This is a genomic window from Stenotrophomonas maltophilia (assembly GCF_039555535.1).
GTDB lineage: Bacteria > Pseudomonadota > Gammaproteobacteria > Xanthomonadales > Xanthomonadaceae > Stenotrophomonas > Stenotrophomonas maltophilia_Q.
Genome location: NZ_CP154630.1, coordinates 3,912,581 through 3,931,664 on the forward strand (window position 1 = coordinate 3,912,581; position 19,084 = coordinate 3,931,664).

The 19,084-nt window shown below is 66.1% G+C and carries 12 protein-coding genes; 2 read left to right on the forward strand and 10 right to left on the reverse strand.

What is annotated here, in order from left to right; genetic code table 11:
- Positions 1 to 4 precede the first annotated feature (4 nt).
- Positions 5 to 2,428, forward strand: coding sequence for a penicillin-binding protein 1A (locus AASM09_RS18070; protein ID WP_049432636.1), 2,424 nt, complete (start codon positions 5 to 7; stop codon positions 2,426 to 2,428).
- 196 nt (positions 2,429 to 2,624) lie between these two features.
- Positions 2,625 to 3,269 carry a hypothetical protein gene (locus AASM09_RS18075; protein ID WP_049432633.1) on the forward strand — a complete coding sequence of 215 codons (645 nt, stop codon included), beginning with the start codon at positions 2,625 to 2,627 and terminating at the stop codon, positions 3,267 to 3,269.
- Positions 3,270 to 3,392: 123 nt separating this feature from the next.
- Here AASM09_RS18075 and AASM09_RS18080 read toward each other — a convergent pair whose 3' ends face one another.
- From AASM09_RS18080 to AASM09_RS18125, 10 genes are all read right to left on the reverse strand, one after another.
- Positions 3,393 to 4,142 carry a hypothetical protein gene (locus AASM09_RS18080; RefSeq protein WP_049432630.1) on the reverse strand — a complete coding sequence of 250 codons (750 nt, stop codon included), beginning with the start codon at positions 4,140 to 4,142 and terminating at the stop codon, positions 3,393 to 3,395.
- A 69-nt stretch (positions 4,143 to 4,211) separates the two neighbouring features.
- The gene (locus AASM09_RS18085; protein ID WP_343368556.1) at positions 4,212 to 9,134 is read right to left on the reverse strand and encodes an ESPR-type extended signal peptide-containing protein; all 4,923 of its coding nucleotides are present in this window, start codon (positions 9,132 to 9,134) and stop codon (positions 4,212 to 4,214) included.
- A 67-nt stretch (positions 9,135 to 9,201) separates the two neighbouring features.
- On the reverse strand, positions 9,202 to 9,900 hold the full coding sequence (locus AASM09_RS18090) for a pilus assembly protein (RefSeq protein WP_049432627.1): 699 nt from the start codon (positions 9,898 to 9,900) through the stop codon (positions 9,202 to 9,204).
- Between the two features lie 17 nt (positions 9,901 to 9,917).
- On the reverse strand, positions 9,918 to 11,051 hold the full coding sequence (locus tag AASM09_RS18095) for a CfaE/CblD family pilus tip adhesin (protein WP_049432624.1): 1,134 nt from the start codon (positions 11,049 to 11,051) through the stop codon (positions 9,918 to 9,920).
- The gene (locus AASM09_RS18100; protein WP_049432621.1) at positions 11,048 to 13,768 is read right to left on the reverse strand and encodes a TcfC E-set like domain-containing protein; all 2,721 of its coding nucleotides are present in this window, start codon (positions 13,766 to 13,768) and stop codon (positions 11,048 to 11,050) included. Before AASM09_RS18100 ends, AASM09_RS18095 begins: the two co-directional genes overlap by 4 nt.
- 50 nt (positions 13,769 to 13,818) lie before the next feature.
- Positions 13,819 to 14,322, reverse strand: a complete 504-nt coding sequence (locus tag AASM09_RS18105; protein WP_049432619.1) for a CS1 type fimbrial major subunit — start codon at positions 14,320 to 14,322, stop codon at positions 13,819 to 13,821.
- Between the two features lie 431 nt (positions 14,323 to 14,753).
- Entirely contained in the window at positions 14,754 to 15,818 is a 1,065-nt protein-coding gene (locus AASM09_RS18110; RefSeq protein WP_049432617.1) for a hypothetical protein, read from the reverse strand.
- A 288-nt stretch (positions 15,819 to 16,106) separates the two neighbouring features.
- Complete coding sequence (locus AASM09_RS18115; protein ID WP_049404024.1) at positions 16,107 to 17,384, reverse strand: citrate synthase; 1,278 nt, start codon at positions 17,382 to 17,384, stop codon at positions 16,107 to 16,109.
- Positions 17,385 to 17,680: 296 nt separating this feature from the next.
- Complete coding sequence (locus AASM09_RS18120; protein WP_010484049.1) at positions 17,681 to 17,923, reverse strand: type B 50S ribosomal protein L31; 243 nt, start codon at positions 17,921 to 17,923, stop codon at positions 17,681 to 17,683.
- Positions 17,924 to 18,011: 88 nt separating this feature from the next.
- Positions 18,012 to 18,950, reverse strand: coding sequence for a nucleoside hydrolase (locus AASM09_RS18125; protein ID WP_049432713.1), 939 nt, complete (start codon positions 18,948 to 18,950; stop codon positions 18,012 to 18,014).
- Positions 18,951 to 19,084 lie beyond the last annotated feature (134 nt).

The following is a 19,084-nucleotide window of genomic DNA, read 5'->3' on the forward strand; positions in this document are numbered from 1 at the left end:
CCCGATGACTCGACTCCGCCGCTGGCTGCGCTGGATCTTCCTGATTGTCCTGGTCCTGGCGCTGATCGGCGCGGCCGCCGTGGGCGGTCTGTACTACGCTGTGTCCTCCAAGCTTCCCGACGTGCAGACCCTGCGCGACGTGGAAATGCAGGAGCCGATGTACGTCTATGCTGCCGACGGCAAGCTGATGGCGGTGTTCGGCGAGACCCGGCGCACCCCGATCACCATGAAGGACGTGCCGGAAAAGCTGAAGCAGGCGTTCCTGGCCACCGAGGATGCCCGCTTCTACGAGCATGGCGGCGTGGACTACATGGGCATCGGCCGTGCGGTGTGGCTGCTGGCCACCACCAGCGACAAGCGCGTGCCGGGTGGCTCCACCATCACCCAGCAGGTGGCCCGCCAGTTCTTCCTCAGCTCCGAGTACAGCTACACCCGCAAGCTGGCCGAGATCCTGCTGGCGCGGAAGATCGAGTCCGAGCTGAGCAAGGATGAGATCTTCGAGCTGTACCTGAACAAGAGCTTCTTCGGCAACCGCGCCTACGGCGTGGCCGCCGCGGCCGAGTTCTACTACGGCAAGAAGCTGAACGAGCTGGACCTGGATGAAATGGCCTCGCTGGCCGGCATCCCCAAGTTCCCCTCGTCGGGCAACCCGATCTCCAACCCGGAACGTGCCCGCCAGCGCCGCGACAACTACGTGCTGCAGCGCATGGCCGACCTGAAGTTCGTCAGCCAGGCCGAGGCCGACGCGGCCAAGGCCGTGCCGATGCACGCCACCGCGCATGAGCCGCCGGTGCAGGTCGACGCCCCGTACGTGGCCGAGCTGGTGCGCCAGGAAATGATCGCCCGCTTCGGCGGTGATGTGGTCAACAAGGGTTACCACGTCACCACCACCATCGACTCCACCCTGCAGACCGCCGCCAACCAGTCGGTGCGCGACGGCCTGCTGCTGTACGACCACCGCCACGGCTGGCACGGCGTGGAGAAGCAGGTCCAGGTGGGTGCAGGCGAAGACGCCGCCGCCCTGGCCGAGCACCTGCGCGGCATGTTCGGCCAGGCCGGCCTGCTGCCGGCGATCGTCGCCAGCACCGGCGCCGATGGCAGCGCCACCGTGGTGCTGGCCAACCGCAGCGAGATCGTGCTGCCGGCCGGTGCCGCCAAGTGGACCAACAAGACCCCGGGCAAGCTGGTGCAGCGCGGTGACATCGTGCGCGTGCGTGCCGGTGCCAAGGAGGGCGAGTGGCTGCTGGACCAGATTCCGCGCGGCCAGTCCGCGCTGGTCTCGCTGGATGCCCATAACGGCGCGCTGAAGGCGCTGGTCGGCGGCTTCAGCTTCTCCGGCAACAAGTTCAACCGCGCCACCCAGGCCCGTCGCCAGCCGGGTTCGAGCTTCAAGCCGTTTGTCTACGCGGCCGCCTTCGACAAGGGCTACAACCCGGCCTCGATCGTGCTCGACGCCCCGGTCGTGTTCCGCGACCGCCGCGGCAAGACCTGGGCCCCGCAGAACGATGGCGGCGGCTTCCGCGGCCCGATGCGCCTGCGTGAAGCGCTGGTGCAGTCGCGCAACCTGGTCTCGGTGCGCCTGCTCGACGGCATGGGCGTGGACTACGCACGCAAGTACATCAGCGAGTTTGGTTTTGCCGAATCCGAGCTGCCGCCGAACCTGTCGATGTCGCTGGGTACTGCTTCGCTCACCCCGCTGTCGGTGGCCCGTGGCTACGCCGTGTTCGCCAACGGCGGCTCGCGCGTGGACACCTGGCTGATCGACCAGGTGAACGACCGCGACGGCAACCTGGTGTTCAAGGAAAACCCCGCTCTGGCCTGCCGCGACTGTGCCGGCAGCAGCGACCAGCCGGTCAACCAGGTGGTGGACGGCTTCAACTTCGGCGCCCCGGCCCCGAAGGTGGACCCGGCCGCTGCGGCCAAGGCCGAAGCCAAGACCGAGACCCCGGCGGCCCCGGTCAACCCGGATGCCCGCACCGCCCCGCGCGCGATCGACGCCCGCACCGCCTACCAGCTGGTGTCGATGATGCGCGACGTGGTCCAGCGCGGTACCGGCGTGCAGGCCAAGGTACTTGGCCGCGAGGACGTGGGTGGCAAGACCGGTTCCACCAACGACCACCGCGACGCCTGGTTCTCCGGCTTCGGCGGCCCGTACGTGACCACCGTGTGGGTGGGCCGCGACGACTTCCGCTCGCTGGGTTACCGCGAATACGGTGGCAAGGCCGCCCTGCCGATCTGGATCGACTACATGCGCACCGCGCTGAAGGACACCCCGATCGCGCAGAACGATCCGCCCAGCGGCATGGTCCAGGCCACCCTCAACGGCGCAACCGAGTGGGTGAAGGTGGAAGACATGGATCGCCTGACCGACTACGACCTGAACCTCAATACGCCGCAGGCCGACGCCGCCGCGTTCGATATCTTCTAAGAGGCAGGTAGGGATGGGGGCCAACCTTGGTTGGCACCGCCTCTGTAGAGCCGAGCCCATGCTCGGCTCCGGTGGCCCGCGATAGAGCAGCCGAGCATGGGCTCGGCTCTACAGGATCAACGGCACCCGCACATACCCACGCAGATGTCACATCCGTGCGCTAGTCTGTAGCCAGGTCGCAACAGGGAGTCATCGCATGCATCGCGCCCGCCAGCATGCTGCCAGCCAGACCCGCGAGCGGCGCCACCGCCTCGCCCACGAAGCCGCCCGCCTGATGGCCGAAGGCGGCATCCGCGACTACCACCAGGCCAAGTTGAAGGCCGCCAGCCGGCTCGGCATCCACGACGATGCCTCCCTGCCCCGCAATACCGAGATCGAAGACGCCCTGCGCGAGTACCAGCGGCTGTTCTCCGGGCCCCAGCATGGCAACGAACTGCAGCGTCGTCGCGAAGCCGCAATGCGTGCGCTGGAGTTCCTGCACGGCTTCTCCCCGCGCCTGGCCGGCCCGGTGCTGGATGGCACCGCGGATGCCAACAGCCCCGTGCAGCTGCACCTGCACAGCGACGACCCGGAGGCGGTGCATCGCTTCCTGGACGAGCACGGCATTCCCGCAGAATCGCGGGTGCGCCGCCTGCGCATGGACCGCGAACGCAGCCTGGATGTGCCGGTATGGGTGTTCAGTGCCGAGGAACTGACCTTCGACCTGGCCGTGCTGCCGTACGACGCCCTGCGTCAGGCACCGTTGTCGCCGGTGGATGAGAAGCCGATGCGGCGCGCGTCTGTTGCGCAGTTGCGGCAGGTGCTGGCGGAAGCGGAGATCACCGCGTACATCGGCGGATGACGACGGTAGCGCCGGCCCATGGCCGGCGAGCGCAGCGGCACCTGCCCTGGGTGGGTGCGGACCGTTGGTCCGCACTCTGCTTCAGGTTTCACAGATGCCTGGCCGAAGAGCAGCCGAGCATGGCTACAGTGGCAATCCGGTGCCACGCGACGGCTCGGGGTCACTCATCCACTCGGCCAGCCAGGGGGCGGCGGCACGCTTCGGATACTCCTCCATCATCCGCGCATGCATGGTCTGCAGGTCATTCAACAACCAGGCCTGATGGTAGATGTCGCTGAACGAATCAGACCAGCCGCTCTTCACCCGCTGGCGATCGCTGCTTTCCAGGCTCGGCACCAGATCGTGGGGCCCATCCAGAATGGTCTGCAGCGCGCGGTTGATGCCGGCGTTTTCCTCGGCCGCCTCACGCAGCGAGGCAATGCGGTCCACCACACGCGTGCAGCGATAGGGCGCACAGCCGCCCGTGGCCTCGATGTAATCGGCAATATCCGCCAGCAGGTTGGCCTTCAACCGCCACGCCACTTCGCTTTCCATCGCCTGCCGTACCCGCATGGTTCGCCGCGTGCTGGCACGGATGTCCTCCGCGGTGACGTACGGTTGCCCCGGCGTGTTGCTGCCATGACGCACCAGCACGATGCGATGGATCGCCTCCTTGCCGATGCCCTCCACCCGCAGCGCGGCCGCCTGCGGGTGTATGCGCGGCGGAGGCACATTGGTGAACCGCCAGTAGTACCAGAGCAGCATGACCACACCGGACAGGCACAGCAGGCTGGCCAGCATCCAGCCATCCAGGTGCCGGGTGTAGTAGTAGTACCGCGCACGCCACAGATAGAAGCTGCGGTAGCTCATGAATCGACGTACCCAACCGTACATTGCCATCTCCTCGGCCAGTGCCCCGGCGCGGCGGGGCTCGTTACGCGCACCACGCCGGGGCGTCATGGCTTACCAGCCGATGCCCACACCCACGCCCACGGTACGTTCGCCACTGTTGGTGAACGCGCCATTGAGGCTGAAGGTGGCTGAGCCCTTTTCGTTGAGCACGCGCTGGTAGCCCATCGCCATGGCCGACTCGCCATCGCTGTAGCCCACGCCCGCACCCAGGCGGTTGTAGGTGTTCAGGCCGGCGGTGTTCATGGCCATCGCACTCTGCGCGCTGCTCATCGCCGCCATGCGGTTGAAGCGCTTGTCCATCTTGTCCAGGCGACGATCCACCTCGCGCGAGATGCCATCGCTGTACTCGTTGGCGCGGGCCAGCATCTTTTCCAGATCCGCGGTATCGACCTGCGGGGTCGGCTCCTTCGGGGTTTCCGGCGTGGCGTTGGGTGCCTTGCCGATGTCAGCCACGGTCGACGTTTCGGCCGGCGGCGTGGGGGCCTCGGGGGCTCCGGTGGCGTTGACGGCAACACGCGCCTGCGACTGGCCGTCGATGCGCTGTTCCAGCCCGTCCATGCGGCCGTTGAGCTGCTGCTGCACGTCGTGCAGCTGGCCGCCGTTGACGGCGTCGCGGCTACCGGCAGCTACCAGGCCGTTGGCCACGTTGGAGATGACCATGCCCTGTGCACCGGCCAGGGTGAGCTCGTTCAGGCCATCGCTGCGGGTGGTGGTGTCCTGGAAGACGGAGCGGAGCTGGGTTTCCACCTTGTCCACGCGCGAGCCCTGGCTGGTGACAGCGCCATCAAGCGACTGCAGTGCATCGTTGAGCGTGGACTGCTGCTGGCCCTGGACGGTGAAGTGCGGGCCGATGATGTTGCCGTTGCTGTCGATGTGAGCGCCGCCGCCTAGGTTGGCGAGGGTGGCGTTGAGTTGGGCGACGGTGGTGGCGTCCTGGGCGTTGCGGCCGTTGGCGACGTTTACGATGCGGCGGCGATAGTCCTCGTTACCAACAGAAACGGTGTCCGCCTCCTGAGCAACAGAGGCATACCCAAGTGCAACGCTGTTGCGAGCGCCATCAACAACAACCGAGCGAGCGCCAAGTGCGACACCCCCACTTTCATTCACGGTCGAGCTCGCGCCCAAAGAAAAGCCTTCTATCGCCGACTCCGTAACAAATGCTGCGCGACCTAGCGCGACAGAATTTCGTCCGAGAGCCTTCGAGAAGCTACCAACCGCTGTGCCACCCTCGCCTGTCGGCGAAGATTCGGCGGAATCACCGATAGCCACACCCAACCAGCCCGCCGATGCATCAATGCTCAGATCGTCGTAGCCAACCTTCACGAAGCGGCTTCCCTGCTCAAGGCCATCCATGCGCTGGTTGGTGGTGTACAGCTGCCGGCCATTCACAACATCCTTGCTCCCTGCGGACAGCTCGCCATCCGCCACACCAGTCAGTGTCGCGCCGCCGAAGTCAATTACGTGCCCTGTCTCAGCCGCAGACAAGCGTGCAAGATCGTTGTTCGTCACCTGAGAGTCGCGCAGCGCATCCAGATCGCTGCGATTGCGGGCGATCTCCTGCTTGGCATCGTGCAACTGGCTACCCGTCACTGCATCGCGACTGCCCGCTGCGATTCGACCATCAGCCAGATTGGTCAGCACCGCCCCCTGTGCGCCGGACAGCGTGAGTTGGTTCAAACCATCAGCGCGGATCGTGGTGTCCTGGAATGCCGAGCGCAGCTTGCCTTCCAGCGAGCCAACGCGTGCATCGGTCACAACCACCGCACCATCCAGCGCGGTCAGCGCATCGCCGACGGTGTTGTGGTTGCTCCCCTGAATCGCGTAGGTGGGCGCGATGATGTTGCCGCTGGCGTCGAGGCTGGCACCGCCGCCAAGGGTGGCGAGACCATCTTTGAGCTGCTCCACCGTAGCTACGTCAGTGCTGTTTCGTCCCCTCTGGACGTTGACGATACGTCGCTCCTGGTTCTTCATACCGACCGATACGGTGTTCTCCTCATCCGCATACGAAGAGTGACCCAGGGCGACGCTATTCCTCGCATTCTGATCAACAATTGCGAGTGCACCCACCGCAACACCACCGGCAGCACCCACTCTTGAACTCGCCCCAAGTGCAAAGCCTTCGCCCGCCTCTACAGCGACATAGGCACCGCGTCCCAGCGCCACTGAGTTGATACCAAGCGCCTTCGAGAAGCTGCCCACAGCGGTGCCACCCTCACCAGTCGGTGACGACTCTGCGGAATCACCGATGGCGACACCCAACCAACCAGCCGACGCATCCTCGCTGAACTCATCGTAGCCGACCTGCAGGAAACGACTACCCTGCTCCATCTGCTCGATCCGGGCATTGGTGGCAAACAACTGCCCACCATTCACCGCATCCGTACTGGCAGCCGAGCTGATATCCCCCGGACCAACGCCTTTCACCACAGCACCTTCAAGGTCAACCAGGGTCCGGTCAGCATTGAACTTCACCACGCCTTCCAGATCCGGTTCGAAGCCATCGAACTCGGCGCGCAGGCGGTCCAGATCCACGCGATGGCCAGCCAGACGATCAGCATGATCCACCAACTGCAGATCCTGGGCCTCGTTCCGCGCCTCTGCCGAGCCTACGCGCTCGTTGGTGGCAAACAGCTGCTGACCGGTCACCGCATCGGTGCTCGATGCGCCCAGGATGCCGTTGGCGACACTCTGGATGCGGCGGCGCGCACCATTCTTGTTGGACACGTCCAGTACGGTGCCGGTGTTCTCGGCGCCCAGGCGGACCTGGCCACTGGCCGACACCTGCCCGATCAGACCGGCCACCGTACCCACCTGGCTGATGGCGCTGTCGGCCGCCGTCTTCGCGGCAGTTGCCGTGGACTGTGCGGTGGTCACCGCCGTGTTGGTGGCATGCAGCTGCTGGCCAGTCACGGCATCGGTGCTGGATGCACTGAGCGTGGCATTGGCCACGTTGCTGATGCGGCGGGCAGCACCATTCTTGTTGGCTACATCCAGCACGGTGCCGGTGTTCTGCGCACCCAGGCGCACATTGCCGCTGGCCGATACCTGCCCGACCAGACCGGCCACGGTGGTCACCTGACCAAGGGCATTGTCGGCGGCCGCCTTGGCCGCGGTAGCGGTGCTACTCACGCTGGTCAGTGTGGTGTTTGTCGCGTGCAGCTGCTTGCCGGTAACGGCATCGCTGCTGGTTGCGCTGAGGGTGCCATCGTTGACATTCACAATGCGGCGCTTGACCGTGTCGTTGCCGACCGAAATCTGATTCACACCGGTGGTTCGCGAGTTGCTGCCGAGCGCAACGCTGCCGGCAAAGCTGGACACCGCGTCGTCACCCAGCGCAACCGCATTCGATGCGGAGGCCATGGCGTCCATGCCCATGGCAATGGAGCGATTACTCAACGCCCTCGCGCGATAGCCGATGGCCGTGGCTGCATTCGCACTCCAACTGCCTGAGCCGATCGAAGTTGCCCCAACACCATTGTTGTTCTCGCCATCGGCACCTACGCCCGCCCGTGCCTTCGGCCCCAGAGCGATACTGTCACGGCTGTAGGCAGCGGCGTTGGTTCCCAGGGCAACTGCAGCCGAATCGCCAGTGCCACCGGCCAAGGCCGAACGGCCGAGCGCCAGCGCCTGCGCATCCACGCGCGCCGCGACAGTGTCCGCCGCGCCCTTCGCTGCCGTTGCCGTGGTCTGCGCCGTGGTCACCGCAGTGTTGGTGGCATGCAGCTGCTTGCCGGTGACTGCTTCGGTGCTGGTGGTGCTGAGGGTGGCGTCGGCCACCCCGGTCAGCTTGCGGTTGGCGTTGGACTTGTTGCGGATGTCCAGTTGGGTGCCGGTGTTGTCACCGCCCACGCGTACGGCACTGCTGGCCGAGGTCTGGGTGACCAGTCGCGTGTTGACCAGTGCCTGGTCGGCAGCGGTCTTTGCGGCATTGGCCGTATTGGTCGCGGTGGTGACGTTCTGGTTGGTCGCGTAGAGCTGCTGGCCAGTTACCGCATCGGTACTGGTGGTGGACAAACGCGCGTCTGCCACGTTGACGACTCTGCGCTTGGTGCTGCTGCTACCCACCGATACCGAATTTGATTCGGTCGCCTCTGAGTTGATACCCAGCGCAACCGAGCCGGTTGCGAGTGCCTTGGCATGGTGCCCCAATGCGACGCCATTGTATTCCGCGCGAGCATTGCCGCCGAGGGCAACGGCGCCGGAGTATCCGGCTGTGCCCGCGAAGGCATTGCCGCCGATCGCGACACGTGAGGTGCCAGCCTGACTTTCCACGGTACGAGCACCACTACCGAATGCCATCGAATTGAGGCCGTACGCGCGCGCATCATTTCCTACAACCGTAGTACCGATACCGTTGCCAATAGCCGTGGCGCCGATGATGGTGCTGTATCCAGCAAGTGCCTTGGCGTCGTATCCAAATACAGAAGTGAAGTCACCACGAACATTGATACCGTGTCCGAAGGACGTGGAGTAGTGGCCGCTCACGTCGATGGCAACGCCGGTGTGCAGAACGTCTTTTGAGCTATAGTTCACTTTGCTCCCTACGAAGTTTTCAATGGACCCGTAGGAAGGTGTACACCGGTAGTAGGTCCCGCCCAGGTCCCCGTCACAGGATTCGTTGAACATGGCATAGCCACCGAGGGTGGATCCATTGGCCATCGGCATCTGGCCCATTACACCTACCCTGGATTCATACCCCGCATGTGCCGCCGAGCGCATCGCCTCCTGCATGGCAAGCTGGGTGGCGGGTGCCCCCAGGTCATTGCCTACGATTTCCAGTGGCGCCTCGCCATCTTCATTTTCGCTGCCACGCTCCGATGCAACAGACAGCAGGGGTGTGCCAAGCAGCATCAGCAGCACGCTGGCCAGTGCGCGCGGGCCAGCAGCACGCTTGCCACGCGCCGCGGCCAACTCACTGGCCACCACCCAGCACTGCCGCGCAGTGCACCAGATACGACGATAGATCCTGTTCATGGTGTCTCCTTAACAACCAAGGGAAAAGAAGCCCGTCGCAGCGCGCTGCCGCGACGGGGCGAGCGCTTCAGAGCGCGAGGGCCTGCACGTGTTCGCGATAGCCATCGCGGGTCAACCGATAGCGCAGCTGCAGGCGATGGCCGGGCTTCGGGGTAAAGGGCAATTGCAGGGACGCACCGGGGTAGAGGCTGCGTGAGACGTCATGGGCGGTGCAGGCGCCGGCCGCATCGCAGTCGGCCACGCTGGTCAGGCCCACGCGCAGGGTTCCGGTATTGACCAGGCTGTTGCCCTGCACGCGCACGTCCACATGCCCGTTGGCCGGCACCACGTTCACCAGCGCCCCCCAGATCAGGCTCATGCCCACGGCAGCGCGGGTGGCCGGATCGTCCGGCTCGGCATCATCAGGACCGCGCACACCTTCGAAGTACACGCGGTAGGCGGTCTCCTTCTCCACCGGCTGCAGCGGAATGATCCGGATCAGGCGATTGCCGCCACCGGCCAGGGCGAACTTGCCCGGGGTGATGGCAATGGCCGCGTCGGCTGGCTCGATCTCGATTTCCTGCTCGTCGCTACTGGCCGGATCGTCGATGCGGCGAACAGTGGCCTGCACGTATTGCGCCGTGGTGGATTGCGAGTACACGCGGATCTGCGCGCCCTTCCGGGCCTCGACCGAGGTACGCATCGGATGCACGGTGAGGTTGGCGTGGGCGGGCGCGGCTGCAAGCAGCAGCGCGCAGGTGAACAGGCAGGACAAGGCGGGATGCATAGTGAGCTCCATCGACGTCACGGGCGGGAGGTAGGCAGGCGCAGTTCGACCTTCAGATCGCCCTGGTAGGCACCAGAACGTTTCTCGTCGATGGGTACGCGTGGGGTATCGAGGGTGAGTGGCGTGGGTACGCAGAACACCGGCTGCGACATCCCTGGCAACATCACCAGGCGCAGCCGCGCCGTATCGATGTTGCGCAGTTGTTCTTCCACCCCGTTGCGCAATGGAATGCGCGCGCCGTTGTGGTCGAGGGTGACGGTGTAGTCCATGCGTTGGCTGTCACCGCCGGCACCGTCGGTATGCCAGACCGAATAGCCGGTGGGCCCCGGAGGGCGCGTGCCGCTGTCGCGCACGGTGACCCCCAGGTACTCGCTCTGCGAACCCAGGCCGTCGTACAGGCACATGTCCAGATGCGCACGGCCACCCACGGTTCGGGCAATGGGGTCGTAGCTGAGATTGAGGCCTACGGTGGGCGCGGCTTCCTGGAACTCGGGCAGGTAGATGGAGACCGCGTCGTAGTCGGTGATGGTGAGTGTGAAGCGGTAGGTGTACGTGGCGAGGTTGCGGGCGTCGGGGGTGTTCGCGCGGAGTTCGAGCGTCGCGGTCCAGATGCCGGCGACGAGTTTCTCAAGCTCGGTTGCGAAGAGAGCGATCTGCGCGCCAGTACCCACTGCAGAATCAGTCGAACATTCTGGCGCGAACGTCGACCACGGCGCCCGGATACCTTCCTGCCAGAAGTCACCAAGACAGGACCGCCCACTGAGTGCCCTCTCGAGTCCAGCCTGCAAGCCGAGCTCGACGCGCATGTTTGATCTCGCCTCAACGAACTCAAGCGGTATGGCTCTTGTCCCCAGCAGAATATCGAGGAAGCCCTCCACCGGGCACCGCCCCCTCTCCGCGCTACTATCCGAAACACACGTCAGATGCAGCTCGCCATAGCGCTTACCCGGATCCACATGGTCGTACGCCAGCAGCGTGCGCGGCGGCATCAACACGATGTCCCCCGGCATCGCAGACCGATCCCAACTCATCACGATGTCGCGATGCTCATCGGTCGGATGCGTTTCCGGTGGCCGCTGTGCCATCGCCTGCGGCACCACCAGCACCAGCGCACTGAACAGCATCAGCCACCACCACAGCCACCGGCTCATCGCGCACCTCCCGCGGCAGCCTGCTGGCTGCTGGCGATCAACGCCTTTTCCTGCAGCAACCGCGTCACCCGCGCCTGCTGGCGGATGTCCGCCGGCAGCTGCGCCACGTTCAGCGGTTCGCACTGCACGGCACCCACCAGCAGCACTACCTGGCGGCGCTCGCGCACCTGCAGCGGGCATTGCAGCAGGCGGTCGTCCTGCAGCAGGTACAGCACCGCTTCGCGGCGCGGGAAGTCGGCCACGAAGCCGCCGTTGCTGCCGGTGCCCGGCACCGGTGCGTTGAGGATGCGGGCACCGCGCAGCGGCGTGCCGGCCAGGTCGTGCGCATTGCCGATGAAGGTGTAGGTCACTTCAATCGGTACCGGCATGCGCAGCAGCTTGCCGGGCGGCAGGAACAGCGGGCGCGCGCCGCCCACGCCGGTCACGCGGATGGAGGCGATGCTGTCCAGTGCGCTGGCATCCTGCACTTCGGCACGATGCGACTGGTACGCCGACACCGGCAGCAGCCGGCGGTCGCCCAGCTTCAGGCGCTGGCGGCGCAGGCCGCCCACCTGCAGTTCGGCGGCCACGCCGGTCAGTTCCAGGTCGTCGGTGCCATCCACCTGCACGGCCAGGCCTGCATCGGCGCCCAGGCCGCCGCCCCAGTACAGGCCGCGCGAACCGAGCGCCACGCCGGAACTGTGGGTGGCGCTGTAGGCCAGCTCATCGCGCCCGCGCTGCTGGTAGTGCGACACGGTGGCGCCGGTGTGGCCGATGCGGTTCTGCAGCTGCCCGCTGAGCGTGGCGCTGTAGCGGTCGCTGTTGTTGCCGCGCAGTTCGGCGGACAGTTCGCGGAACTGGTCGTCGTGATCCTGGCGCAGGCTCTGTGCCACGCTGTAGGTCACATCCGGGCGCTGGTGCCGCGGCTGGCGCAGGTCCAGCCCGTAGCGGCGCTGCGCGGTGCCGCGCTCGCCCTGCTGCAGGCGGGTGAGGGTAAGGGTGAGAAACACGCCACGGTCGCGGCTGCTGCGCAGGCTGCCGTCGTTGTGCTGCTGCCACACGCCCACGCGTGTGGAGGCGCTGAAGTCGCCCCAGCGTTCACTGCGGTTGTAGCTGGCCTGCCAGGTACGGCTGAGCTGCGGTTCGCGGCTGGGACGCGGCGCCCACGGCGGCAGCAACGGGTCCAGGCCGTACAGCGGATCGTCGATATCGCCGGGGATGCCCACGCCCTGCCGCCAGGTCTGGCGCCGGGTATAGGCCAGGTAGGCATGGCCACCGGCCACCGGCAACGCCACCGAGGCGCTGAGCGAATCGGCGCAGCCGAGCTGGTCGCGGGCATCGTCGCGGAACTCGCAGGCCTTGCCGCGCATGCGCTGCTGGTACAGGTTCCAGGATGCGTGGCGGCGGTAGGACAGCTGGTGCTGCTGCCCGCGGCTGCCATCACTGCCCTGCATGCCGCTGAAGCTGGCGCGGATCTCCTGCGTGGCGAACACCCGGCGCAGGTCCACGCGCAGTTCGCCATAGCTGAAGCCCGCCAGGTCGGCCACGCCAGCGGTGACGGTGGCGCTGCGGCCCAGCGGCACGCGCACACCGGCCATGGCAGCCATCTCGCCATCGAACTGGTCGCTGCGGCGCTCGCTGCGGCGGCCGCCCTGCATGAACCACTGCACGCTGCTGTCGGCCCAGTCGCCGCCCTTGTCGAAGGGCGCTTCTTCGCTGCGTACCAGCACACCGTCTTCGTAGATGCGCAGGGTGACGGTGTAGTTGCCGAACGGGAAACGCCGCGTATCGATCTGGTTGATGCCGGCCTGCAGGTAATAGGTCTGCAGCAGGCGCTGGCCATCGAAGGCATCGACGCGGGCATCGCGCGCCAGCAGCACGGTCAGTGGCGTGGCCTGCACGGCCGCTTCGCTGTCCACGTAGGCCTGGGTGGTGCCGATGCGCAGGCCCTGGAAGCGGTCCAGCGGCAGCATGCTGAAACTGAAGGTGCCGCCCTGCGGGCTGGACAGGTTGCGGCGGTCCATGCGCCCGGCCTGCAGGTAGTGCTCCGGGCCGATGTCGTGCCGGTAGTAGGCGTTGTCCAGCTGGAAGTCGTGTCGCGTGCGCTGGTTGCGGTAGCGCTGGTGGCTGAAGGTCCAGTTGGCCGAGACATGGCCACGCTCGAACACCCCAAGTACGCCCGCACCCTGCGCGGCCAACGCCTGGTAATCACGGCCGCCACTGAGGTTGACCGTCTGCTGGTGCAGGAAGGCGTTTTCGGCGTTGGCGCTGACCTGGTGGTGGCGCTGCGCGGCCGGCTCGCCGGGAATCCATTGGCGGGCGACGAACAGGCGCACCGCGCCCTCGCCCTCGTCATACAGTGCGCGCACGGCGGTGGGGTCCTCCGGGGGATCGAGATAGCCGCAACCGGCGGCGGCACCGCCGTAGCGGCAGGCCAGGTGGCTGTTGCGCGGCAGCGGCTGCGACAGCGCCGGCAGCAGCGCCGCCTGTGCCTCGGCCGGCAGCTGCAGCGCCTGCAGCGCCTCCGCAGGCGCTTCCAGCTGCACGTGGTCGAGGGTGACGCGCACGGGCATCAACCCGGTCGAACGCCCGAACAGGCGCACGTCCAGCTGCTCGGTCTGGCCTTCAACCAGATCCTCGAAGCCGGCGGGAACGCCGCGTGCCGCGACCAGCGGTGCGGACAACGACAGGGCGAGCGCGAGCGCCAGCCGGGTGACGGCGGGGGCAGAAGCTTTCATGGGGGCGACCAGAAGCGGCCGGCCCGACACCCGGGCCGGCGCGGGGGGACTTACGGGCTGGTGGTCTTCTGCTTCATGGCGATGCTGACCATGCCCTGGAAGCTGTCAGCCACGTCGATGGCACCCGGGGTCTTCTGCGCGATCTGCAGCGGCATGGCGACCGAAGCGCCCGGCAGTGCGCCGTCGAACAGGTCGGCGGCCAGGTAATCGGTGGCGGCCAGGCCCAGCTCGCGACTGTTGAGGCTGACCGACAGCGGTACCGACGGCGTGCCCGGGGCATTACCGATCAGCACCGGCTCGTTGATCAGGCGCACTTCGATGTCCTTGTCGATGTCGTTGGAATAGATGCGCACCTGCTGCGACCACGGAATCAGGCCACGGCCCGGGGCGTGGTCCAGCTTGACGGCGTCCGGCAGCGGGCTGCCATCGGCCTGCAGCAGGGCCAGGGTCGGGTCGACGTCGGCCAGGACGGTGATGTGGGTTTCGGCGGCATTCGCGGACAGCGAAGCAGTGACCAGCGCTGCAGCCAGCGCGGCCTTCTTGAGCATGTGCATGGGTGTCTCTCTCGGACAGGGGGAATAGTCGAAAGCCTCCCTTCCGGCATGACCGGAAGGGAGGCGCCGCCTGCAGAGGTGGTTGCCGGCGACGGAGAGAATGTTAGAAACCCTGCGAGCCGCAGACTATTCAAGCATTCCTAAAAAGTTGAACGTTAAGAAGGATCCTAGAGGCCGTTCAATGTTTGAGGGTTATGCAATTTTCCTCATCTGCTGAATGCAAGAAACTTCATTGCAGGATGAAAAGACTTCTGGTGATGTGCTTCGGATCTGCTCAAAAAGCGTCAGGCCGCGTCGCGGCGGCCTGACGGGTTCCACTCAACGATGCACTCTCAGAAGAAGATTGCGTACAGGATCAGCAGCGGAATCGGCACGCCCAACAGCCAGAGCAGAATCATTTTCATGGCAGGTCTCCTTGCATGGAATGCGGGTTACAGGTCGCGGCGGCGGCCGCCCCAGGTGGCGCTGAGGCTGGCGAAGAACGCGCCGATCAGCAGGGTGATGAACAGCCACAGCGCGGCATGCGCTGCGGCCTTGCGGGCATCGTCGGCCGCCTGCTTGGCGGTGGTCTTTGCCTTCTCCAGCGCGGCACGCATGCGCGTCTGTACATCGGTCACACGGGCCTGCGCTTCGGCCTGGCTCATGCCGGTTTCGCGCGCGATGAGCTGCGACAGGTACTGGGTATCGGCCGGGTCGAGGCCATCGCCCTGCAAGCTGTTGACGATGATGCGGTTCACTTCGGCGCGCAGTTCACGACGGTCGCTGGCCGGTGCACGGACCGGCATCGGGCGCGGCGGCGCCATGCCAACCTCGCGCGGGCCCGCATTCGGTGCCGGCGGCGGGGCCGCGTTCGGATCCATCGGCGCGCCCGGCGGTGGCGGCGCCGCGGGATCGGCAGCACCGGCGTTGGTGGCACTGCGGAACAGGGAATCCACCCAATAGTTGAGGTCGCCTTCCGGTGCGGCTGCGGCGGCGCTACCGGCACCTGCGGCGGCAACACCGGCCGTGGATGCAGCGGCGCCTGCAGTGGCGCCGGCCACCTTCGCGCCCGTGCCGAGCACGCCGCCGATGGCCGAGGTCAGCAGGCCCGCAGTCAGCAGCGTGGCCACCGCCCACGACACGAAGCCGTGCGCGGTATCGCGGAAGTAGGTTTCATCGCCATGGATCTGCGTCCACTTGGTGCGCAGGCGGCCAGCCAGGTAGCCGCCCAGGCCGGACGCGGCCAGTGCGGTGAAGGTGAGCCAGGCGATGCTGGACCAGCCGAAGGTTTCCTTGCTGACGCCTTCGAACGACCACGGCGACACCGAGGAGAGGCCAAGGCCGACACCGAGGATGAGCAGGATGAGGGAGAGTGCGGCGGCGGCGACGGCACCGGCGAAAATCGCGCTCCAGGACACGGCGCTTTCGCTGGCGGGTGGCACGATGGGGGCGGTGACGACAGTGGCGACGTCGGGGCCGAGCGCGCCGCGCTCGGGTGGATCGAATCGGGTACTCATTGCGTGGATGCTCCGTCTCGGACGCTGCGGGTGCAGCTGGCGTCCTGAGGCTGCGCGAGCGGTCGTGAAGCTGGCGAGACCCTTGAATCACGCGGTCTTTGCGCGGTGAAGCGTGTGCCAACCAAGGTTGGCACCTACCGAAGGCGGATGCGGTGGTAGATCCACGCCATGCGTGGATGATTTTCTGCGAACACCACAGAACGTGCCAACCAAGGTTGGCACCTACCACAAGCGCAAAAAAAACGCCCCGCGGATGCGGGGCGTTCTCGGCACAACCTACGCAGGCGATCAGCCCTGGTAGTCGCGCACGTCGCTGCCGGTGTAGACCTGGCGCGGACGGCCGATCTTCATTTCCGGGTCGACCTGCTGTTCCAGCCAATGCGACACCCAGCCGGAGGTACGGCCCAGCGCGAACATGACGGTGAACATCTCGGTCGGGATCTGCAGCGCCTTGTAGATGATGCCGCTGTAGAAATCGACGTTCGGGTACAGCTTGCGGGCGACGAAGTACTCGTCCTGCAGCGCGGCCTGTTCCAGCTTCACGGCCACGTCCAGCAGCGGATCCTGCACGCCCAGCTGCTTGAGCACCTTGCTGGTCATCTCGCCGATGACCTTGGCGCGCGGGTCGAAGTTCTTGTAGACGCGGTGGCCGAAGCCCATCAGGCGGAAGCCGGAGGTCTTGTCCTTGGCCTTGACCACGGCGGACTCGACGTTGTCGGCGGTGCCGATCTCTTCCAGCATCTTCAGCACGGCTTCGTTGGCACCGCCGTGGGCCGGACCCCACAGCGCGGTGACGCCCGCGGCGACCGACGCGTACGGGTTGGCACCGGTCGAGCCGACCAGGCGCACGGTCGAGGTCGAGGCGTTCTGCTCGTGGTCGGCGTGCAGGATGAACAGCAGGTCCAGCGCCTTCACCACGTCCGGGTTCAGATCGTACTGGCCGTCAGCCGACTCGAAGGTCTGCTTCAGGAAGCGGCTGACGTAATCCAGCGAGGTGTCCGGCTTGTTGGCCGGCAGGCCCTTGCCGTGGCGGTAGATCAGCGCCGACAGGGTCGGCACCTTGGCGATCAGGCGCACGGCGGCCTGGCGGCGCTGTTCGGCGTCGGACAGGTCCAGCGAGTCGTGGTAGATGGCCGACAGCTGGGCGATCGCAGCGGCCAGGATCGCCATCGGATGGGCGTCCTTGGCGAAGCTGCCGATCAGGGTGTTGATCGAATCGTCGACGTTGGCTTCGGCAGCCAGCTCATCGGTGAAGGCCTTCAGCTGCTCGGCGCTCGGGCGCTCGCCGTTGATCAGCAGGTAGGCCACTTCGACGTAGCTCGACTTTTCCGACAGCTGTTCGATCGGGTAGCCGCGGTACAGCAGCACGCCCTTGTCGCCGTCGATGTAGGTGATGGCGGACTTGCAGCTGGCCGTCGCCGTGAAGCCGGAATCGTAGGTGAAATACCCCGTTTCCTTGGTCAGCTTCGCGATGTCGACGCAGTCGTTGCCAAGGGTGGGTTTGATGACGGGCAGAACGACCGACTTATCGCCGGCGTTGAGCGTGACCTGATCAAGATCGGACACTGTGTGCGCTCCTTCATGGGAAGGCGCCTGCCCAAGCGCATTGGTCAGGCACGTGAATGACGTCCTCGGCCTGTGCCGGGGATCAGGTCATTATCGCACAGCAGCATTTGTCGGGTGCTAGACGGAAGTCGTATACGACAGGCGGCCAGACGCCGGCCGTTGAGCGGCCCGGATCGGCAAAAGCGCTGTCATACGAACGCAGTGTTCCGTCCATCCAAACGCCCGTTGGGCAGGCGTTGGGGAAAAACAAACGGCCGCGCAGAGCGCGGCCGTCGGTTCGAAGCTGGATCGACAGATCAGCGCGCGTAGCGCTTCTGGAACTTGTCGATACGGCCCGAGGTGTCGATGACCTTGTGCTTGCCCGTGTAGAACGGGTGCGAAGCCGAGGAAATTTCAACCTTCACCAGCGGGTAGTCGTTGCCGTCTTCCCACTTGATGGTTTCCTTCGTCGCCATGGTCGAGCGGGTCAGGATCTTGAAATCGGAGGTGACGTCATGGAAGACGACGTCGCGGTAGTTCGGATGGATATCGGCCTTCATGGGCTCACACCGTAAATGGGCTGGTGGTCAAGAGCGGCATTATAAGCACCGGTTGCCGCCCGGGGCAACCGGTGCCGGGCAATTGACTTCAGTCCGCGCCCAGGGCCTGGCGCACCAGGGCCTCGAAACGCTGCTGGTCGTAGGCCATCAGCAGATCGCAGTTGTCCGGCTGGCCGGTCTGGCGGTTCCAGTCGACGATGGTGGCACCGCGGCTGAACGTGCCGTTCAGTTCCACGTTCAGCGGACGCGATTCCACCTGCAGCTGCCCTTCCGGGTTCAGCGCCCAGGCCATGGCCACCGCATCGGCGGTGTACCAGCGGCCGCCCTTGGCGTCTTCCGACAGCGCGCGGGTCTTGCGCGAGATCAGCTCGTAGAAGCGGGCGCGATCGGAATCGGCCTGCAGCCACTGCTCGGCATCTTCCAGCGGCAGGCCGTGGGCGACGGTGGCTTCCCAATCCGACACCAGCAGGTGCTTGAACGAGGTGAACACCACGTGCGCCGCTTCCGGGTCGAAGGCGATGTTGAATTCGGCCGCCGGGGTGATGTTGCCGTGGCAGGTGACCGCGCCGCCCATCACCACGATGCGCTTGATGCGCTGTGGCAGGGTCGGGTCCAGCTTCAGCGCCAGTGCCAGGTTGGTCAGCGGGCCGAGCATCACCAGCATCAGTTCGCCGGCGTGCTCGTGCGACAGGCGCAGGATGGCCAGCGCGGCGTGCTCGGCTTCGGCCTGGCGGCTGGGCGGCGGCAGGTCCACGTCGCCGTAGCCATCACGGCCATGCACGTGGGCAGCGTCGACGGAGGGATGCAGCAGCGGATCCGGGCTGCCGGCAAACACCGGCACGTCGGTGCGGCCGACGATGTCGCAGAGCTTGAGGGCGTTGCGGACGGTGTATTCGAGGCCGACATTGCCGGCGGCGATGGTCAGGGCGACCACGTCGTGCCGTTCATCGGCGAAGGCCATCAGCAGGGCCAGGGCGTCGTCCACACCGGGGTCGGTGTCGATCAACAGCGGGATCTTGTGGGTCATCGTTGCCGTCTTCAGATCGGCAACGAAGTGTGGACCGGGATGATGACCGTTGCAAGTATGTGGGTTCGGGTTCGGCAGGGCGGCGCCCTGCACCCGCAGAGGCAACAGCAGAGGCAACATCAGCAGCAACGGCA

Bases quoted from the DNA above. Each gene is read 5' to 3' on its own strand.
- AASM09_RS18070 (WP_049432636.1), top strand. From the start codon at position 5: ATGACTCGACTCCGCCGCTGGCTGCGCTGGATCTTCCTGATTGTCCTG.
- AASM09_RS18075 (WP_049432633.1), top strand. From the start codon at position 2,625: ATGCATCGCGCCCGCCAGCATGCTGCCAGCCAGACCCGCGAGCGGCGC.
- AASM09_RS18080 (WP_049432630.1), bottom strand. From the start codon at position 4,142: ATGTACGGTTGGGTACGTCGATTCATGAGCTACCGCAGCTTCTATCTG.
- AASM09_RS18085 (WP_343368556.1), bottom strand. From the start codon at position 9,134: ATGAACAGGATCTATCGTCGTATCTGGTGCACTGCGCGGCAGTGCTGG.
- AASM09_RS18090 (WP_049432627.1), bottom strand. From the start codon at position 9,900: ATGCATCCCGCCTTGTCCTGCCTGTTCACCTGCGCGCTGCTGCTTGCA.
- AASM09_RS18095 (WP_049432624.1), bottom strand. From the start codon at position 11,051: ATGAGCCGGTGGCTGTGGTGGTGGCTGATGCTGTTCAGTGCGCTGGTG.
- AASM09_RS18100 (WP_049432621.1), bottom strand. From the start codon at position 13,768: ATGAAAGCTTCTGCCCCCGCCGTCACCCGGCTGGCGCTCGCGCTCGCC.
- AASM09_RS18105 (WP_049432619.1), bottom strand. From the start codon at position 14,322: ATGCACATGCTCAAGAAGGCCGCGCTGGCTGCAGCGCTGGTCACTGCT.
- AASM09_RS18110 (WP_049432617.1), bottom strand. From the start codon at position 15,818: ATGAGTACCCGATTCGATCCACCCGAGCGCGGCGCGCTCGGCCCCGAC.
- AASM09_RS18120 (WP_010484049.1), bottom strand. From the start codon at position 17,923: ATGAAGGCCGATATCCATCCGAACTACCGCGACGTCGTCTTCCATGAC.
- AASM09_RS18125 (WP_049432713.1), bottom strand. From the start codon at position 18,950: ATGACCCACAAGATCCCGCTGTTGATCGACACCGACCCCGGTGTGGAC.